The sequence below is a fragment of the Solirubrobacter ginsenosidimutans genome, assembly GCF_027587205.1.
The window spans coordinates 68,650-86,296 of record NZ_JAPDOD010000035.1 but is presented as its reverse complement, the minus strand read 5'-3'; the positions used below and the strand labels follow the sequence as shown (position 1 = coordinate 86,296).

The window sequence follows — 17,647 nt, the reverse complement described above, 5'->3', positions numbered from 1 at the left end:
CTTGGGCCAGTTACGGATTCGAGGCGCCCGGCCGATCATCAGGCCATGACCCCCCGCCTGCCCGCCATCTTGGTCGCGACGTTCGTGGCTGCTCTCGCCCCGGCCGTGACGGCAATGGCGAAGTCCGTCAGCGGCTCCAACGCCGCTGAGGCCCTTACCGGTACAGAGGGCCCGGACAAGATCACGGGCAACGGCGGCGCGGACCGGATCCGCGGCCTCGGCGGCGACGATCGCATCACCGGCGACACCGGTCCCGACGACATCGCCGGCGGCGCGGGCAACGACTGGATCGACGGCGGATCGGGCGACGAGCTGCTCAGCGGCGACGACGGCAACGACACGCTGATCGGCGGCTTCGGCCACGACACGCTGGTCGGCGGGACCGGCGACGACAACCTGGACGGCGGCGCCGCTCCTGACCGCCTCGAGGGCGGCGACGGCAACGACACGGTGCACGGCGGCTCCGGCGCGGACGACATCTACGGCGGGCCCGGCAACGACACGCTCTACCAGGACACCGGCCCGGATCACCTGTTCGGCGACGACGGCGACGACGCGATCTACGTCAACAGCGGCAGCGCGGCCGAGACGGTCGACTGCGGCGCGGGCAACGACACGCTCTACATCAATCCGCGCGACTCCGACGGCGGGCGCTCGAACGAGAAGTCCCTGCTCGAGGGCATGTTCGTCAACTGCGAGAACGTCATCCCGCAGGCGGCGGCGGTCGACCCTACCAAGGGCATCAGCGCCTCCATCAGCATGGCGGGCGGCACCCTGCAGGGCTCAGACCTCAACGACAACCTGCGCGGACAGGGCGGCTCGGACTCGATCTCCGGCGGCGCCGGCGACGACATCCTCTGGGGCGACCAGAACCACGACGCCCACGTGGGCGCCAAGCAGCAGAACGACAACCTCGACGGCGGCGCCGGCAACGACACGATCTACGGCGGGCGCGGCTACAACACGATCCTCGGCGGCGAGGGCAACGACTACCTGCAGGGCGGCGGTGTGCGCAGCACGATCGACGGCGGCGTCGGCGACGACACGATCAAGGCCACCTCGGGCTCCGTCTCCACCGTCAACGGCGGCGACGGCAACGACACGATCACCGCCATCATCGCTCGCGGCAAGGCGGCCGTGACCTGCGGCCCCGGCATCGACACCGTGGTCGAATCGGCGTACGCGGGCAACCGCAAGCTCGTGAAGATCGCGGGCGACTGCGAGAACCGCAAGCGCGGTTGAGGAACTAAGACTTCAAGCGCCGCAACGAGCCCGCGATCGCGATCAGGCGCGAGTTCGGGATCGACATCGTCAGCGTGTTCGTGACCCAGTAGACGGCCTTGGGCGTGCGCCACGCGACGAGCCGCAGGTGGCTGCCGTCGTAGTAGAGCATCAGCTTGCGGCCGTTCTCGTCGCGCGTGCGGTCGGGGTCATCGAGGATCGGCGGGAAGCGCCAGCTCATCCCCTGGACCCCGTAGTACTCGCCGTACGCGCCCGCGTAGAGCGTGAGCCGGTAGGCGCGATGGAGCTTGTTCTGGCCGTCGCGGATGCTGTACACGCGCGGCTTGGTGTCGGCGTAGCGCGAGCCGGTCTTGCGCAGCGACGGGAAGTAGAACGGGAAGCCGAGCGTGTTCTGGCTCTCGACGATCACCGCCATGTTCTCGCCCTCGGTCTGGGCCTGCTCGAGGCCCTCGATCGAGGACGGCTTGTTGCGCTTGGCCTTGGGCTTGGCGGTGGTCGGGGCCTTGCCGGCCTGCGCGGCGTCGACCCGGCGCGGGTTCGAGGAACCCTTGCCGGTCATGAACTCGTCGACCGCCTGGCGCAGCGAGGAGTCCTTGACGTAGAGCGAGCTGTCGATCGCCGGGTCCTTGGCCTCGTAGGCCGGGAAGCGCACCTCGTTGACCGGCGCCTTCTGGCCGGTCAGGAACAGCCCGGTCTTCGCCAGGCCGATCAGGTTCGAGGCCGAGACGAAGGACTTGTCGACCTCGAAGTAGCGGCCGAAGATGTGCGCGAGGTCCTTGCGCTTGCTGACGTCGAGCAGCTCGCGGACCGCGTCCTGATGGGAGATCTGGCGAAGGAAGTCCTGCTGGCGGGTGGCGCGGAAGAAGTCGTTGTCGCCGTGGCGGTAGCGGACGTAGTCCAGCGCGTCCTGGCCCATCAGCTTCTGGTAGCCGGGCTGCACGTCGATCGCGGCGTACTGCTCGCCGGGGGCCGCCGTGGAATTGTCGTTGTAGTAGCGGCGGTCCACGTCCACGTAGACGCCGCCGACGTAGTTGACCGCGCGCCGGAAGCCGCCGAAGTTGACGCTGATGACGTTGTTGATCGGGAAGTCCTGGCCGGTGGCGTCCTCGAACAGGCGCTTGATCGTGGAGACGGTCTTGCGCGGGCCGCCGATCTCGTAGGCCGAGTTGATCTTGCCCGTGCCGGCGCCGGGGATCGCGACCTTCAGGTCGCGCGGGATCGACATCACCGCGATCCGCTTGGCGTCGGGGTCGATGCGGGCGAGCATGATCGTGTCCGAGCGCGGCTTGATCTTCAGCGAGCGGTCGCTGTAGCGCGCGTCGGAGCCGAGGATCAGGAACGTCCGCGGATCGCCCGCGTCGGCGCGCGTGACCTCCGGGATGTCGATCGCCGTGCGGCCCTGCTCGGGGCCGACGAACTCGTGGACGACGTCATTGATCTCGAGCAGGACGGTCGACGCCACCGCGGTCGCCGACAGCGCGATCGTCAGCACGCCGGCGATCAGCGCGCGCAGCAGGACGGACCGCCCGGGGTGCGGTACACCGTCCTTGCTCACGCGAGCCCGCCCTCCACCGGCAGTTCGACGAACTGCCGCGGGACGCTGCGCGCGAAGTCGACCAGCGCGCGCCGGTAGACCGCGAGCGAGTCGATCGAGACCCACTCGTCCGGCCCGTGGTGGCCGCCGCCGGAGGGGCCGAACTCGACCGCCGGCACACCCGCCTTCTGGAAGGCCACGGCGTCGGACGCGCCGTCGCGGCCGACGCTCATCGACTCCCCGTCGGTCAGCCGCGAGGCCGCCGAGCAGAGCGCGAGCACGTACGGGTTGGTGGGCGAGACGCGTGCGGGCGGCCAGATGAACGATCGCGCGACGTGCACGTCGGGCAACGCGCGGATCTGGGCCAGCAGCTCGCCCGGGTCCTGCTCAGGGAGATAGCGGATGTCGACGTCCATGGCGCATTCCTCGGGCACCTTGTTCGGCGCGTCACCCCCGATGATCCGGCCCAGGTTGACCGACGGGCGGTCGAAGAGCTCGGAGGACTCGAGGGTAAAGGGCATCGACTCGATTCGGCGAAACACGTCGATCGCCTTCAGGACCGCGTTGTCGCCCAGCCACGGCGTCGAGCCGTGGGCGGAGGTGCCGTAGACCATGATCCGCAGCGCGAGCACGCCCTTGGCCTGCACGCCGACGTGCAGGTTGGTGGGCTCGCCGGTGATCGCGAAGTCGCCGATGTAGCCGGCCTTCACGAGCAGGTCCGACGTGCGCTGGTCGATCTCCTCGGACTCCTCGTCGGGCACGCAGACGAACCGCACGCGCACGTCGCTCTGGTCGCGGAGGTCGTGCAGGGCGCACATCATCGCCGCCAGGCCGCCCTTCATGTCGTAGGCGCCGCGGCCCTCGAGCCGGTCGCCGTGAATGCGTGGCGTGAACTGCTCCGGGCGGGCGGGAACGACGTCGTAGTGCCCGTGGAAGACGAGCGTCGGGCCCTCCGACGGGCCGACCTCGGCGGTCAGTCCGAACACCTCGCCGTACTTGTGATCTGAGACCGCGATCTCACGCGCCTCGAGCCAGCCCTTGATGAATCCGGCGGCCGCGCGCAAGCCTTCGACATTGGAGGTGTCGTAGGTGATCAGACGCTCGGCGAGCACGCGTTCGTCCATCCGGCGCAGGGTAGCGGCGGGTGTTGAGTCATCTCACCCACATCCAAGTTGCAATTACCGCCCGTAGTTGCTCATCTCCCGCTCGCAGAGGGTCCCAATGAGAGGGGGAATGGCTGTGAAGCCATGGCTGGGAGTGGCCGCGATTGCGGCTGCCATTTTGCTGGTCCCGAGCTCGGCATTCGCCGGGAACGACGATCCGGCGCTACTGAAGTTCCACGTCCCGAGTGCGGACCAGTACGACGACTTCGAGAACCTCGGTCTCGACATGAATCACGAGGTCGACAAGAACGCCGACGGGTCCATCACCGTCCAGGCGTGGGTCACCGACCAGCAGCTCGCCTGGGTTCGCGCCCACGGCTACGAGAACGTCGGCGTCGTCCACGACAAGTACAACATCGACCACATCCGCGCCGAGCGCGACGCGGACATCGCGTCCGAGGTCGCCGCGAAGGCGGCGCTGAAGACCAACGCCGCCGGCAAGGCCGGCCCGAGCGCGGCGCCCGGCACGGTGCGCGCGCAGCGTGGCGACTTCTACGAGAACAACGTCGGCCGCTTCATCTCGATCGAGGCCAACACGACGCAGGCGTCGGTGACCTGCACGAACCCCGACACGGGCTCGGGCTGCCAGTACACCGGCCCGGTGCTGCAGGCGGCCGCGTACGACGCGAACAACAAGCTGATCGTCCAGGGCGCGCTGACGACCTACATCGATCCGGACCCGTCAGCTTCGCCTGACTACTACCAGTACCACTACCAGATCTTCCGGATCGGCAACAAGGGCGACGGCGGCCCGGATCCGGCCTACGTGAAGGTCTCCGCGCCCAACGGCGACGTCGACACCATCCCCGCGAAGGAGTGGCTGCCGAAGAGCCCGCCCAGCTACGCGGCGAACTTCCAGCACGACTTCAACACGCGCTACTACACGGCCCAGGAGGGCTACCAGCGCGTCCACGACCTGGCCGCCCAGTACCCGAACATCGCCAAGGAGCTCAAGGCTCCGGAGCAGACCTGGGGCTACGAGCGCCGCTCGGCGACCATGGTCGGCTACCAGCAGGCGTCCTACGTCACGTTCGCCCCGCTCGTCGATCCCCAGACCGGCCTGACGTACCAGGCGCCGAACGGCAGCACCTCGACCCTCAGCACGGCCAACGCCGCCAAGACGGTCGTCCTGCGCACGAAGGCGTGGGGTCAGGACGGCGGCAACGACTACAGCGCCCAGCTCGTCGACCCGAAGACCAACAACGCGCCGCTCACCGTCGCGCTGGCCGACAAGAAGCTCACGGTCGCCCTGGCCACCAACGCCACCGGCGCGATCACCAGCACCGCGGCCCAGGTCATCGCGGCCGTCAACGCCTCGCCCGCCGCCTCCGCGGTCATCGAGGCGAGCAAGTACCGCACCAGCGCCGCCGACGGCGTCCTCGTGCCGAGTGACGTCTCGCCGCTCAGCGACCTGCTGAAGGCGCCGCCGACGATCAAGCGCGGCCCGCAGGACCAGTGGATCCTCCGGATCGGCAATGACAAGGGCAAGCCGCAGGACCAGAAGGTCGGCGTCTACCTGTACTGCCAGGAGCATGGCGGCGAGATCGCCACCTCCGGCGTCTGCCTGGAGACGATGTCGCGCCTCGTGAAGAACTACGGGACGGACCCGGTTACGACGTCCTACGTCGACAACCTGGACATCTTCATCCTCCCGTTCATCAACGCCGACGGCGCGACGCACTCGATCTACGACTCGCCGCGGCGCACCAACATGGCGCGCTGGTGCGAGGACACCACGAAGTACCCCGAGAACCTGACGGACCCGACCTACCGCAACAGCTACGGCGTCAACATCAACCGGAACTTCTCGGTCGGCTCGGGCTTCGACGGCTTCCAGGGCGCTTCGATCACGGGCTGTGCCGGCTCGAACTTCGCCGGTCCGGCGGAGCTCTCCGAGCCCGAGACCCGCAACGAGATCTGGATCCAGAACACGTTCAAGAACATCAAGTTCTCGAACAACATCCACTCGTCCGGCGGCCTCTTCATGTGGGTCCCGGGCGCCTACACGCCGAAGCGCGAGACGCTGCCGTACCCCGACTACGGCACGCTGAACTTCTTCGACCAGACCGCCTCCCACGTCGTCGCGGGCATCAAGTCCCATCGCGGCACGGCGATCCTGCCGCAGAAGACCGGCCCGGTGATCGACGTCCTCTACTCCGCCGCCGGCAACAGCGCCGACCAGGCGTGGTACGTCAACGGCATCGTCGGTTACGACTTCGAGATCGGCGACACGCACTACAACGACACGGGCTCCGGCCCAGCGACCTGCAGCCCGGGTCAGCAGCCGCCGTTCGGCGCCAACCCCACCAACACCTGCCTCTCCGGTGAGGGCAACGCCGAGGGCCAGGAGTTCTCGTCGGGCAACTACGGCCTCCTGCAGTCGGCGCTCGACTACGGGAACGACACCGTCGCTCCGGTCGTCGGCACGGACGTGACGTCCGACGGCAAGGGCACCTACACGGTCAAGTTCACCTCCAACGAGGCGGCCTCGATCTACTACACGACCGACGGCTCGACCCCGACCACCGCGTCGACCGAGTGGAAGCCGCCGCGCGCCCGCGCGCTGCCGCTCCCGCTCGACCTCGCGCCCGGGACGAAGCTCGCGTGGATCGCGAAGGACTTCAAGGGCAACGTCTCAGGCGTGAAGTCCCAGGTGCTCGGCCGGACCGACACCCCCGGCACGGTCGGCGGCAGCGTGCCGGCCACGCTCGCGCTGACGCTGGGCGCACCGGCGACGTTCGGCGCGTTCACGCCGGGCCTCGCCAAGAGCTACACGGCCTCCACCACGGCGACCGTGATCTCCTCCGCCGGTGACGCGACGCTCAGCGTCGCCGACCCGAGCCCGACGGCCACCGGCCGCCTGGTCAACGGCACGTTCGCACTGGCGAGCCCGCTGGGCGGCCTCGGCACCATCAAGACGTGGGCCGCACCGACCTCCAACGAGTCGGTCCCGGTCACGTTCACGCAGTCGATCGCGGCCAACGAGCCGCTGCGCACGGGCGCGTACAGCAAGACGCTGACGTTCACCCTGAGCACGACGACGCCGTAAATCCGTCCTTACGGGGCGCCGGTTCGCCGGCGCCCCGTTGAGGAACCTCTCTCATCAAACGCTTGCATTGCTGCTCAGGTTGGCCTCAGAATCGCGCCCGAGGGGGTCTCAACCTAAGAGGAGAGGTGGCCTATGCGGCCATGGACGGGAGCAGTCGCGATCGCGGCTGCACTGCTGATAGCGCCGTCAGCGGCGTTCGCGGGTGACGACGACCCCGCGCTGATCCAGTTCCAGCTCCCGAGCTCCGCGGCCTACGCGGACTTCGAGTCGCTCGGTCTGAACATGGACCACGCGGTCGAGAACGCCGGCGACGGCGAAGGGATCATCGTCAGCGCCTGGGTCAACGACCAGGAGAAGGCGCTCGCCGAGGCGCGCGGCTATCGGGCCGTCGCCGTCGTGCACGACAAGAACAACATCGACCGCATCCGCGCGGAGCGCGACCAGTCGATCGCCGACGAGGCCGCCGCCAAGCTTGCGCTGAAGGTCAACGCCGCCGGCGTGAAGGGCAAGAGCGCCGCCCCGGGCACCGTCCGGGCGCAACGCGGCGACTTCTACGAGAACAACGTCGGCCGCTTCATCTCGATCGAGGCGAACACGACGCAGGCACAGATCACCTGCACGAACCCGACGGCCGGCACCGGCTGCTCGTACACCGGCCCGGTCCTGACCGCGGAGTGGTACGACGCCGCGGGCAACCGCATGGGCGGCGGCAACCTGACGGTCTACATCGACCCCGACGTCAACCCCGACTACTACCAGTACCACTACCAGGTGTTCCGGATCGGGAACAAGGGCGACGGCGGCGTCGACCCGGCGACGGTCAAGATCGCGGCGCCCAACGGCGACGTCGACACGATCCCCGCGAAGGAATGGCTGGCCAAGAACCCGCCGAGCTACGCCGCGACCTTCAAGCACGACTTCAACACCCGCTACTACGACGGGCCCGAGGTCTACAAGAAGATGCGCGACCTCGCCGCCGAGTTCCCGAACATCTCCCAGGTCTACGACCTGCCGGAGAAGACCACGGGCTACCAGCGCAAGGCGCAGACGATGCTCGGCTACCAGACCGCGTCGTACGTCACGTTCGACGCCACCAACCTGCCTGTGGGCAGCACGGCCGCCCTCTCGACCGCCAACGCGGACCGGGCGATCGTCCTGACCTCGAAGGCCTGGGGCCACGAGGGCGGCAACGCGATCACCGCCCAGCTCAAGGACCCGGCGGCGAACAACGCGCCGCTCAGCGTCAGCGTCACCGGCAACGCGATCACCGTCAACCTCGCCACCGGCGCCACCGGCGGCCTGACGAGCACCGCGACGCAGGTCATCGACGCGATCAACGCCAACCCGGCGGCGTCGGCGCTCGTGACCGCGAGCAAGTACCGCACCAACGCGGCGGCCGGCATCCCGATCGCCGGCGCGGTCTCCCCGCTCAGCGACCTGCTGCGCGCTCCCGCCACGGTCCCGCGCGGACCGCAGACGCAGAACATGCTCCGGATCGGCAAGGTCCGCGACAAGTCCAAGGTCGGCGTCTTCTTCTACTGCCAGGAGCACGGCAACGAGATCGCGACGTCGGGCGTGTGCACCGAGACCGCCGAGCGGCTCGTGCGCAACTACGGCACCGATCCCGAGACCACGCAGCTCGTCGACAACCTCGACATCTTCATCGTCCCGCAGATCAACGGCGACGGCTCGATCCACTCGCTGTATGACTCCAACCGGCGCAAGAACATGTCGAACTACTGCACGACGATGCCGGGCAGCGCCACCGATCCTGCGGCGCGCAACAGCTGGGGCGTCGACATGAACCGCAACTTCTCGATCGGCTCGATCCACGACGGCTTCCAGGGCGCGACGTTCACGGACTGCCTGAGCGGCAACTACTCCGGTCCGTTCGAGCTCTCCGAGCCCGAGGTCCGCAACGAGGTGTGGGTCCAGAGCACGTTCACGAACATCAAGTTCATCAACAACATCCACTCCTCCGGCGGCCTGTTCATGTGGCCGCCCGGCGCCTACACCCCGGCGCGCGTCCCGCTGCCGTACCCGCCCTACGGCACGCTGAACTTCTTCGACCAGAACGCCAAGCAGGTGCTCGACGGGATCAAGTCCCACCGTGGCACGGCGATCCTGCCGCAACAGACCGGCCCCGTCATCGACGTGCTCTACTCGGCCGCCGGCAACTCCGCGGACGAGGCGTACTACGCGCACGGGATCATCGGCTACGACTTCGAGATCGGCGCCACCCACTACAACGACACCGGCACCGGCGCGGCGACCTGCGGCCCCGGCCAGCAGCCGCCGTTCGGCACCAACACGACGAACCCGTGCCTGCTCAACGAGGGCAAGCACGAGGGCGAGGAGTTCGCGAGCGGCAACTACGGGCTCCTGCGCTCGGCGCTGCAGTACTCCAACGACACCACCGCGCCGGTCGTCAACACGCTCGTGACGGCGGACGGGATCACGCCGGTGTACTCGGTCAAGTTCACGAGCAACGAGGCGAGCTCGATCTACTACACGACCGACGGCTCGACCCCGACCACGGCCTCGACGGAATGGAAGCCGCCGCGCGCCCGCGCGCTGCCGCTCCCGCTCCAGCTGGCGCCCAAGACCACGCTGAAGTGGATCGCCCACGACTTCAAGGGCAACACCTCCGCGGTCAAGAGCCAGGTGCTCGGCCAGACCGACGCCACCGGCACGGCCGGCGGCACCGTGCCGGCGACGCTGGCACTGACGCTGGGCGCTCCGGTGACGTTCGGAGCGTTCACCCCGGGCATCGCCAAGACGTACACCGCGGGCACCACCGCCAACGTGATCTCCACCGCGGGTGACGCGACGCTCAGCGTCGCCGACCCGAGCACGACGGCCAATGGCCGGCTCGTCAACGGGACGTTCTCGCTCGCCCAGCCGCTGAAGGCCGGCGGCGCGGTCCTCCCGGCGGTCGTCAAGACCTATGCCGGGCCGGTCTCGAACGACTCCGCGGCGATCTCGTTCAGCCAGGACATCGGTGCCAACGAGGCGCTCCGCACCGGCGCGTACTCCAAGACGCTGACGTTCACGCTCAGCACGACCTCACCGTAAACCGCTCTGGGGCGCCGGTTTTCCGCCGGCGCCCCCATCGGTTTCTCATCGTCCTCTAATTGGACTAGAACGTCCGTTTAGATCCTTGCGCTGACCTTGTCTCTTCCCGTACAAGAGCGTCCGCAGCACTAGGGTCTATTGAAGGAGGGAGGCCTATGAGGCCTTGGATGGGAGCGATCGCAACCGCGGTCGCGATCGCCGTGATGCCGGCGTCCGCGCTGGCAGATGACGGGGAGTCCGTCATCGAGTTCAAGCTGCCGAACAAGGCAGCGGGTGACCAACTGGCCAATCTGGGCTACGACATCGGCGACGGTTACGACCAGTCGGTGCCGGGACAGATCAAGGCGACGATCGTCGTGACGCCCGAGCAGAAGGCGCAGCTCGAGGCGATGGGGTATCCGGCGGTCGACACGATCCAGACGCAGGCCGACGTCGACGCGTTGCGCGCCGCACGTCAGGCGACGATCGACGCCGAGGCCGCCGCCAAGGCCGCGCTGACCAGCGCCGCCGCCAACAAGAGCAAGAGCGCTGCGGCCGGCACCGTCCGCGCGCAGCACGCCGACTATTGGGAGGACGCCGGCGGACGCTGGCTCTCGATCGAAGGCACCACCACGCAGGCATCGGTGACCGGAACCAGCTACAGCGGCCCACAGCTCGTCGCCTCCTGGACCGACGCCCAGGGGCAGCAGATCGGCTCGGGCAACCTGTCCGCGCTGCTTGACCCCGACGTCACGCCGCGGGCGTACCTGTACCACGTCACCAAGTTCCGTCTGGGCGACGCCTCGACGATCGGCACGCCGATGCCGGCGTTCGTCCGCATCGCGGCGCCGAACGGCGACGTCGCGACGCTCGCGGTCAAGAAGTGGGTCGGGAACGGCGCGCCGCAGTACGCCGCCGGGTTCCAGAAGGACTTCATCACGCACTACGTCGATCCGCAGGAGGGCTACGCGAAGATCACGGCGCTGGCCGGCGAGTTCTCCAACATCGCGAAGGTCTCCGACCTGCCGAACAAGACGACCGGCTACCAGCGCAAGTCCCAGACCGTGCTCGGCATCGCCACGCCGTACACGGGCTCCACGTCCACCCCGGCCACGGCCGACCAGGCCCGCGCGGTCGTCCTGACGGCCCTCGCGTGGGGCCAGGAGGGCGGCAACGACATCACCGCCCAGATCGTCAACCCGGGCGCCAACAACGCGCCGCTGAGCGTGTCCGTCACGGGCAAGGCGATCACGGTCAACGCCGCCACCGGCGCCACCGGCGCCGTCACCAGCACGGCCGCACAGGTCGTCGCGGCGATCAACGCCAACACGGACGCGGCCAAGCTCGTGACCGCCGCGCTGTATCGCACCAACGCGGGCGCCGGCGTGGTCACGGCCCAGCCCGCCCCGTCGAAGCTGAGCGACTGGCTCAACGCTCCGGCGACGTACCCGCGCGGTCCGCAGACGGTGAAGATGCTCCGCATCGGCAACGACGTCGGCAAGCCGCAGGGCCAGAAGACCGGCGTGTTCATCTACTGCCAGGAGCACGCCCGCGAGTGGGGCACCCCGCTCGTCTGCCTCGAGACCGCCGAGCGGCTCGTGCGCAACTACGCGACCGATCCGGAGACGAAGTCCCTCGTCGACGGCCTGGACATCTTCATCGTCCCGACGATCAACGCCGACGGCGCCGCGTACTCGATGTACGACTACAACTCGCAGCGCAAGAACATGGTCAACTACTGCGCGTCGAACCCGACGGGCAACAACGACCCGTACGCCCGCAACACCTGGGGCGTCGACCTCAACCGCAACTTCTCGGTCGGCTCCGGCTTCGACGGCTACGTCGGCGGCGGGACCAACTGCACCGGCGAGACGTTCCAGGGCCCGTCTGAGATGTCCGAGCCCGAGGTCCGCAACGAGCAGTACATCCAGTCCACCTACTCGAACATCAAGTTCGCGATGAACGTGCACTCCTCCGGCGGCTACTTCATGTGGCCCCCGGGCGCCTACACGCCGTCGCGCACCACGCTGCCCTACCCGCCGTACGGGACGCTGAATTACTTCGACCAGACCGCCTCCGCGGTCCTGGATCGGATCTACAACTACCGCAAGACGGCGATCCTGCCGCAGCAGACCGGCCCCGTGGCCGACGTCCTCTACTCGGCCGCCGGCAACTCGGCGGATGAGGCGTATTACAACCACGGCATCATCGGCTACGACTTCGAGATCGGTGCGAGCAAGGTGCTCGCGACGGGCCAGTCCCAGGGCACCGGCTTCCAGCCGTGCTACAGCACGTCGACCCCGAACACGGGCGGCGGCACGGGCACCTGCAACGCCAACCTCGTCAACGAGGGCCACGACGAGGGCATGGAGTTCGCCAACGGCAACTACGCGCTCCTCGCCTCCGCCCTGCAGTACGCCAACGACACCACGGCGCCGAACATCGGCACCACCGTGACCGCCGACGGCAAGACGCCCACCTACTCGGTCAAGTTCACGAGCAACGAGGCGTCCTCGATCTACTACACCACCGACGGCTCCACGCCGACGACGGCCTCCACCGAGTGGAAGCCGAACCGGCCGCGCGAGCTGCCGGATGCGCTCGACCTCGCGCCGAAGACGACGCTGAAGTGGATCGGCGTCGACTTCAAGGGCAACACGTCCGCGGTCAAGTCGCAGATCCTCGGCCAGACCGACGTGACCGGCACGGCCGGCGGAGACGTCCCGGCGACGCTGGCGCTGACGCTGGGCGCCCCGGCCACGTTCGGCGCGTTCACGCCCGGCGTCGCCAAGAGCTACACGGCCACCACCACGGCGACCGTGATCTCCACGGCGGGTGACGCGACGCTCAGCGTCGCCGACCCGAGCACCACGGCGCCCGGGCGCCTCGTCAACGGCACCTTCGCCCTGACGAGCCCGCTCGGCGGCCTCGGCACCATCAAGACGTGGGCCGCACCGACCTCCAACGAGTCGGTCCCGGTCACGTTCACGCAGGCCATCGCGGCCAATGAGGCGCTGCGCACGGGGACGTACAGCAAGACGCTGACGTTCACGCTCAGCACCACCACGCCGTAAACCCAAGCATCACCGCTCCACACGCCGGCCGGGTTGATCCCGGCCGGCTGTGCGTGGAGCCATCTAAGCGTCAAATGGACTCGAACGTCCGTCTACGGGGTTGCTTATCGCCTCACGGATCCCTAAGAATTGGTGCCCCGTTCGGAGGGGTTCCGAGGGTCTTAAGACGGAGGGAGTGGCTTTGAAGCCATGGATGGGTGCAGCCGCGGTCGCGGCTGTTATGGCCGTACTGCCAAGTACGGCACTCGCGGACAATGGTGAGTCGGTCGTGCAGTTCAAGTTGCCGAGCAAGGCGACGATGGAACAGCTCGAGTCCCAAGGGACCGACTTCGACCATGGCTTTATCGACGCTCCCGGCGGTGGGATCCTGGCCAGCGCAGTGGTCACCGACGAGGAGAAGGCGCTCCTCGAGGCGCAGGGCTACGCCGCCGTCAAGGTTCTCCAGACGCAGGCCGACGTCGATGCGCTGCGCGCTTCGCGCGACGCGACGATCGCCGAGGAAGCGGCCGCCAAGTCCGCACTGACCTCCTCCGCCGCCGAGAAGAGCAAGCAGGCGATCGCGGGCACCGTCCGTGCACAGCGCGCCGACTACTGGGAGGACGTCTCCGGGCGCTACCTCTCGATCGAGGGCACCACGACGGAGGCCGCGATCACCGGGGGTAGCTACACCGGTCCGGCGCTCCAGGCGGCCTGGTTCGCCGCCGACGGCACGCAGCTCGGCTCCGGCCAGCTGTCGGCGATCCTCGACCCCGACGTCTCGCCCGCCGCGTACCTGTACCACGGGTCGCGCTTCCGGATCGGCAACGTGGGCGACGGCGGCATGCCGGCCTACGTGCGGATCGCGGCGCCCAACGGCGACGTCGCCACGCTCGACGCCAAGAAGTGGCTCGGCAACGGCGGCACGACCAGCCCGGGCGGCTTCATCCAGGACTTCAACACCCACTACGTGACGCCGCGCGAGAGCTACGCCAAGATGCGCGAGCTCACCGGCGAGTTCACGAACATCACGACGCTGATGAACCTGCCGTACAAGACCAACGGCTACCAGCGCAAGGCTCAGACGATCATCGGCCAGGCCGCGGCCTACGCCGGTGCCACGTCGGTGCCCGCCGCCGACCAGCCGCGATCCGTCGTCCTGACCTCCCTGGCCTGGGGCCAGGAGGGCGGCAACAACCTGTCCGCCGCGATCGTCAACGACGGCGCCTCCAAGGACCTCCTGGTCACCGTCTCCGGCAACGCGATCACGGTCCACGCCGCGACCGACGCCGCCGGCGTCATCACGAGCACGGCCGCCCAGGTCGTCGCCGCGATCAACGCCAACACGGACGCCGCGAAGCTCGTCACCGCCGCGCTCTACCGCACCAACACGGGCGCCGCCCCGGTGCTCGCGACGCCGTCGGCGAACCTCAGCGACTGGCTGAAGGCCCCGACGAGCCAGCCGCGCGGCCCGATCCAGGTCCAGGGCATGCGGATCGGCAACAACGTCGGCAAGCCGCAGGACCAGAAGGTCGGCGTCTTCATCTACTGCCAGGAGCACGCCCGCGAGTGGGGCACCCCGCTCGTCTGCCTCGAGACCGCCGAGCGGCTCGTGCGCAACTACGGCGTCGATCCTGAGACGACGAAGCTGATCGACGGCCTCGACATCTACGTGATCCCGTCGATCAACGCCGACGGCGCCACGTACTCGATGTTCGACAACTCGGGCCAGCGCCGCAACATGGTCAACTACTGCGCGTCGAACCCGACGGGCAACAACGACCCGGCGGCCCGCAACAGCTGGGGCGTCGACCTCAACCGCAACTTCTCGGTCGGCTCATTCTTCGACGGCTACGTCGGAGCGTCCGCGAGCTGCACCAGCGACACGTTCGCCGGCCCGTTCGAGCTCTCCGAGCCCGAGGTGCGCAACGAGACGTTCATCCAGACGACGCATCCGAACATCAAGTTCGCGATGAACGTGCACTCCTCCGGCGGCTACTTCATGTGGCCCCCGGGCGCCTACAAGGCCGACCGCACGACGCTGCCGTACCCGCCGTACGGGACGCTGAACTACTTCGACCAGACCGCTTCGTCGGTCCTGGAGCGGATTTACAGCTACCGCAAGACGGCGATCCTCCCGGCCCAGACCGGCCCGGTCACGGACGTCCTCTACTCGGCCGCCGGCAACTCCGCCGACGAGGCGTACTACAACCACGGCATCATCGGCTACGACTTCGAGATCGGCGCGACGAAGCGCCTGGCGGACGGCACGACCGCGTCCCCCGGCTTCCAGCCCCCGTTCGGCGCGGTGCCGATCGGCGGCAACGCCAACCTCGCGAACGAGGGCCACGACGAGGGCATGGAGTTCTCCAACGGCAACTACGCCCTCCTGCAGTCCGCGCTCGACTACTCCAACGACACGACGGCTCCGTCGTCGGCCGCGACCGGCGCGACGCTGTCCAACGCACCGGTGGGCGTGAAGTTCACGACCTCCGAGGCCGCGTCGATCTACTACACGACGGACGGCTCGACGCCGACCGCCGCGTCGACGGAGTGGAAGCCCCGCCGGCCGCGTGAGCTGCCGGACCCGGTGGCGCTGAATAGCAACACCACGCTGAAGTGGATCGCGGTGGACTTCAAGGGCAACACGTCCGCGGTCCAGTCGAAGGCCTACGTCGTCGACCTGGTCAAGCCGACGGTGACGTTCACCAACCCCGCCCTCGACGGCGCGGTGTTCACGCAGGGCCGCCCGGTCCCGCTGACGTTCACCTGTGCCGACGAGAACTCCGGCGTCGCCAGCTGCACCGGCAACCCGGCGCTCGGCACGAACCTCAACACCTCGACGCCCGGGACGTTCACCTACTCGGTGACCGCGAAGGACAACGCCGGCAACGAGAACGTCGTGACGCGCAGCTACACCGTCATCGACGCGACCAACGCCGACGGCACCATCAACGGCAGCGTGCCGGCCACGCTGAGCCTCGTGCTCGGCAGCCCGGCGACGTTCGGCGCCTTCACGCCCGGTCTGGGCAAGGACTACACGGCCTCCACGACGGCGACCGTGACCTCCTCCGCCGGTAACGCGACGCTCAGCATCGCGGACCCGAGCGCGGACCACACGGGCCACCTGGTGAACGGGACGTTCTTCCTGCAGCAGGCGATGCAGGCCAAGGCGACCAACTCCGCCACGACGAACACCACGTTCGCCGACGTCGGGTCCAGCGCCGCGCCGCTGAACCTGCTCAGCTACAGCGCCCCGGTCAGTGCTGACCCGGTTACGCTGAACTTCAAGCAGACGATCGCGGCGAGCGAGGGTCTCCGTACTGGGTCGTACGGTAAGACGCTGACGTTCACGCTCAGCACCACCACACCGTAAGACTGCAGTTTCCCCGGGGACCGGCATCTGCCGGTCTCCGGGGCGTAGCACTTCCGTCCGTTGTCCAGGCCGGAAGGTTGACTTAAGTGGCCCTGGCTAAGAAAGTTCTGGTCGGGTCCGGGGAGTTCTTCGATTTTCAGAGGGTGTTCATGTTCAGGCCATGGAAGGGTGTTTTGACGGTTGGGTTGGTACTGGCTGCGCTGCCGGCGGGTCCCGCCATGGCTCAAGGCCCGGACGTGACCCCGCCGACCATCACGATCGTGACGCCCGTGGAAGGAGCGTCGTACGAGCAAGGGACACCGGTCACCGCGTCCTACTCGTGCGCTGACGAGAGCAGCGGCGTCCCGTCCTGCGACGGCCCGGTCGCCAGCGGCAGTGCGATCAGCACGAGCACGATCGGCAACTTCACGTTCACGGTCTTGGCCAAGGACGCCGCGGGCAACACGCAGACGGCGACCCGCCACTACTCGGTGGTGGGGGCGAGCGGCGAAGTCGGTGGCGGGACCGCGGCGACTTTGAACCTCACGCTCGGCACGCCCGCCGCGTTCTCGCCCTTCATCCCGGGCATCGGCAAGGACTACACGACGTCGATGACGGCGACGCTGACGTCGACCGCCGCGGACGCGACACTGTGGGTCGCCGACCCGAGCGCGACCGCCACGGGCCGCCTGATGAACGGCACCTTCGCGCTCGCCGCTCCGCTGCAGGTCGGCGCCACGAGCCCGAACGGCGTCTCCTCGCCGATGGCGGACGTCGGCGGCTCAGCCGCGCCGACCAAGCTCCTCACCTACGCGGGCCCGCTCGGCGCCGAGGCGGCCACGCTGAACTTCAAGCAGTCCATCGCCGCCACCGAGGCCCTGCGCACCGGCGGCTACGCCAAGACGCTCACCTTCACGCTCTCGACCACCACGCCGTAGTCGAAGCGCACTCCCTCTGAAACGACGAAGGGCCGCCCACTGGGCGGCCCTTCGTCGTTAAGGGGTGAAGACCCGCCGCAGCCCGGAGTTCGCGGCGCTGTGCCGTCGTCCGCCGCTCGGCTCGGCTGTGTTGCCCGAAATCTCGTGCCGGGATATCCCAGCACGGCGATTCGAGCCGACAGAGCCGCGCGCCGAGCGAGCACACGGCAGCCCGGGACGGGTGGCACTGCCACTCCCCTCCCCCTCACCGGCGCACTTGACT

Annotated in this window: 8 protein-coding genes; 6 read left to right on the top strand and 2 right to left on the bottom strand. The window is 68.5% G+C overall.

The features are described from left to right. The first annotated feature begins 45 nt into the window (after window positions 1-45). Window positions 46-1,242, top strand: coding sequence for a calcium-binding protein (locus tag OM076_RS30165; RefSeq protein WP_270043847.1), 1,197 nt, complete (start codon window positions 46-48; stop codon window positions 1,240-1,242). Window positions 1,243-1,246: 4 nt separating this feature from the next. Here the strand turns inward: OM076_RS30165 and OM076_RS30160 are convergent, their stop codons facing one another. Together OM076_RS30160 and OM076_RS30155 are read right to left on the bottom strand one after the other, a co-directional pair. Beyond that, entirely contained in the window at window positions 1,247-2,797 is a 1,551-nt protein-coding gene (locus tag OM076_RS30160; RefSeq protein ID WP_270043846.1) for an LCP family protein, read from the bottom strand. Continuing rightward, the gene (locus OM076_RS30155) at window positions 2,794-3,900 is read right to left on the bottom strand and encodes a M20 family metallopeptidase (protein ID WP_270043845.1); all 1,107 of its coding nucleotides are present in this window, start codon (window positions 3,898-3,900) and stop codon (window positions 2,794-2,796) included. Before OM076_RS30155 ends, OM076_RS30160 begins: the two co-directional genes overlap by 4 nt. A 109-nt stretch (window positions 3,901-4,009) precedes the next feature. On the opposite strand from OM076_RS30155, the gene OM076_RS30150 reads away from it, so the two are divergent. The 5 genes from OM076_RS30150 (at window position 4,010) to OM076_RS30130 (ending at window position 17,385) form a co-directional block, all read left to right on the top strand. Further along, window positions 4,010-6,988: a M14 family zinc carboxypeptidase gene (locus OM076_RS30150; RefSeq protein WP_270043844.1), complete on the top strand. Its 2,979-nt coding sequence runs from the start codon at window positions 4,010-4,012 to the stop codon at window positions 6,986-6,988. Between the two features lie 132 nt (window positions 6,989-7,120). After that, entirely contained in the window at window positions 7,121-10,063 is a 2,943-nt protein-coding gene (locus tag OM076_RS30145; protein WP_270043843.1) for a M14 family zinc carboxypeptidase, read from the top strand. 167 nt (window positions 10,064-10,230) lie between these two features. Next, the gene (locus OM076_RS30140) at window positions 10,231-13,116 is read left to right on the top strand and encodes a M14 family metallopeptidase (RefSeq protein WP_270043842.1); all 2,886 of its coding nucleotides are present in this window, start codon (window positions 10,231-10,233) and stop codon (window positions 13,114-13,116) included. 268 nt (window positions 13,117-13,384) lie between these two features. Continuing rightward, complete coding sequence (locus OM076_RS46380) at window positions 13,385-16,468, top strand: M14 family zinc carboxypeptidase (protein WP_270043841.1); 3,084 nt, start codon at window positions 13,385-13,387, stop codon at window positions 16,466-16,468. Between the two features lie 218 nt (window positions 16,469-16,686). After that, the gene (locus tag OM076_RS30130) at window positions 16,687-17,385 is read left to right on the top strand and encodes a hypothetical protein (RefSeq protein ID WP_270043840.1); all 699 of its coding nucleotides are present in this window, start codon (window positions 16,687-16,689) and stop codon (window positions 17,383-17,385) included. Window positions 17,386-17,647: the final 262 nt, after the last annotated feature.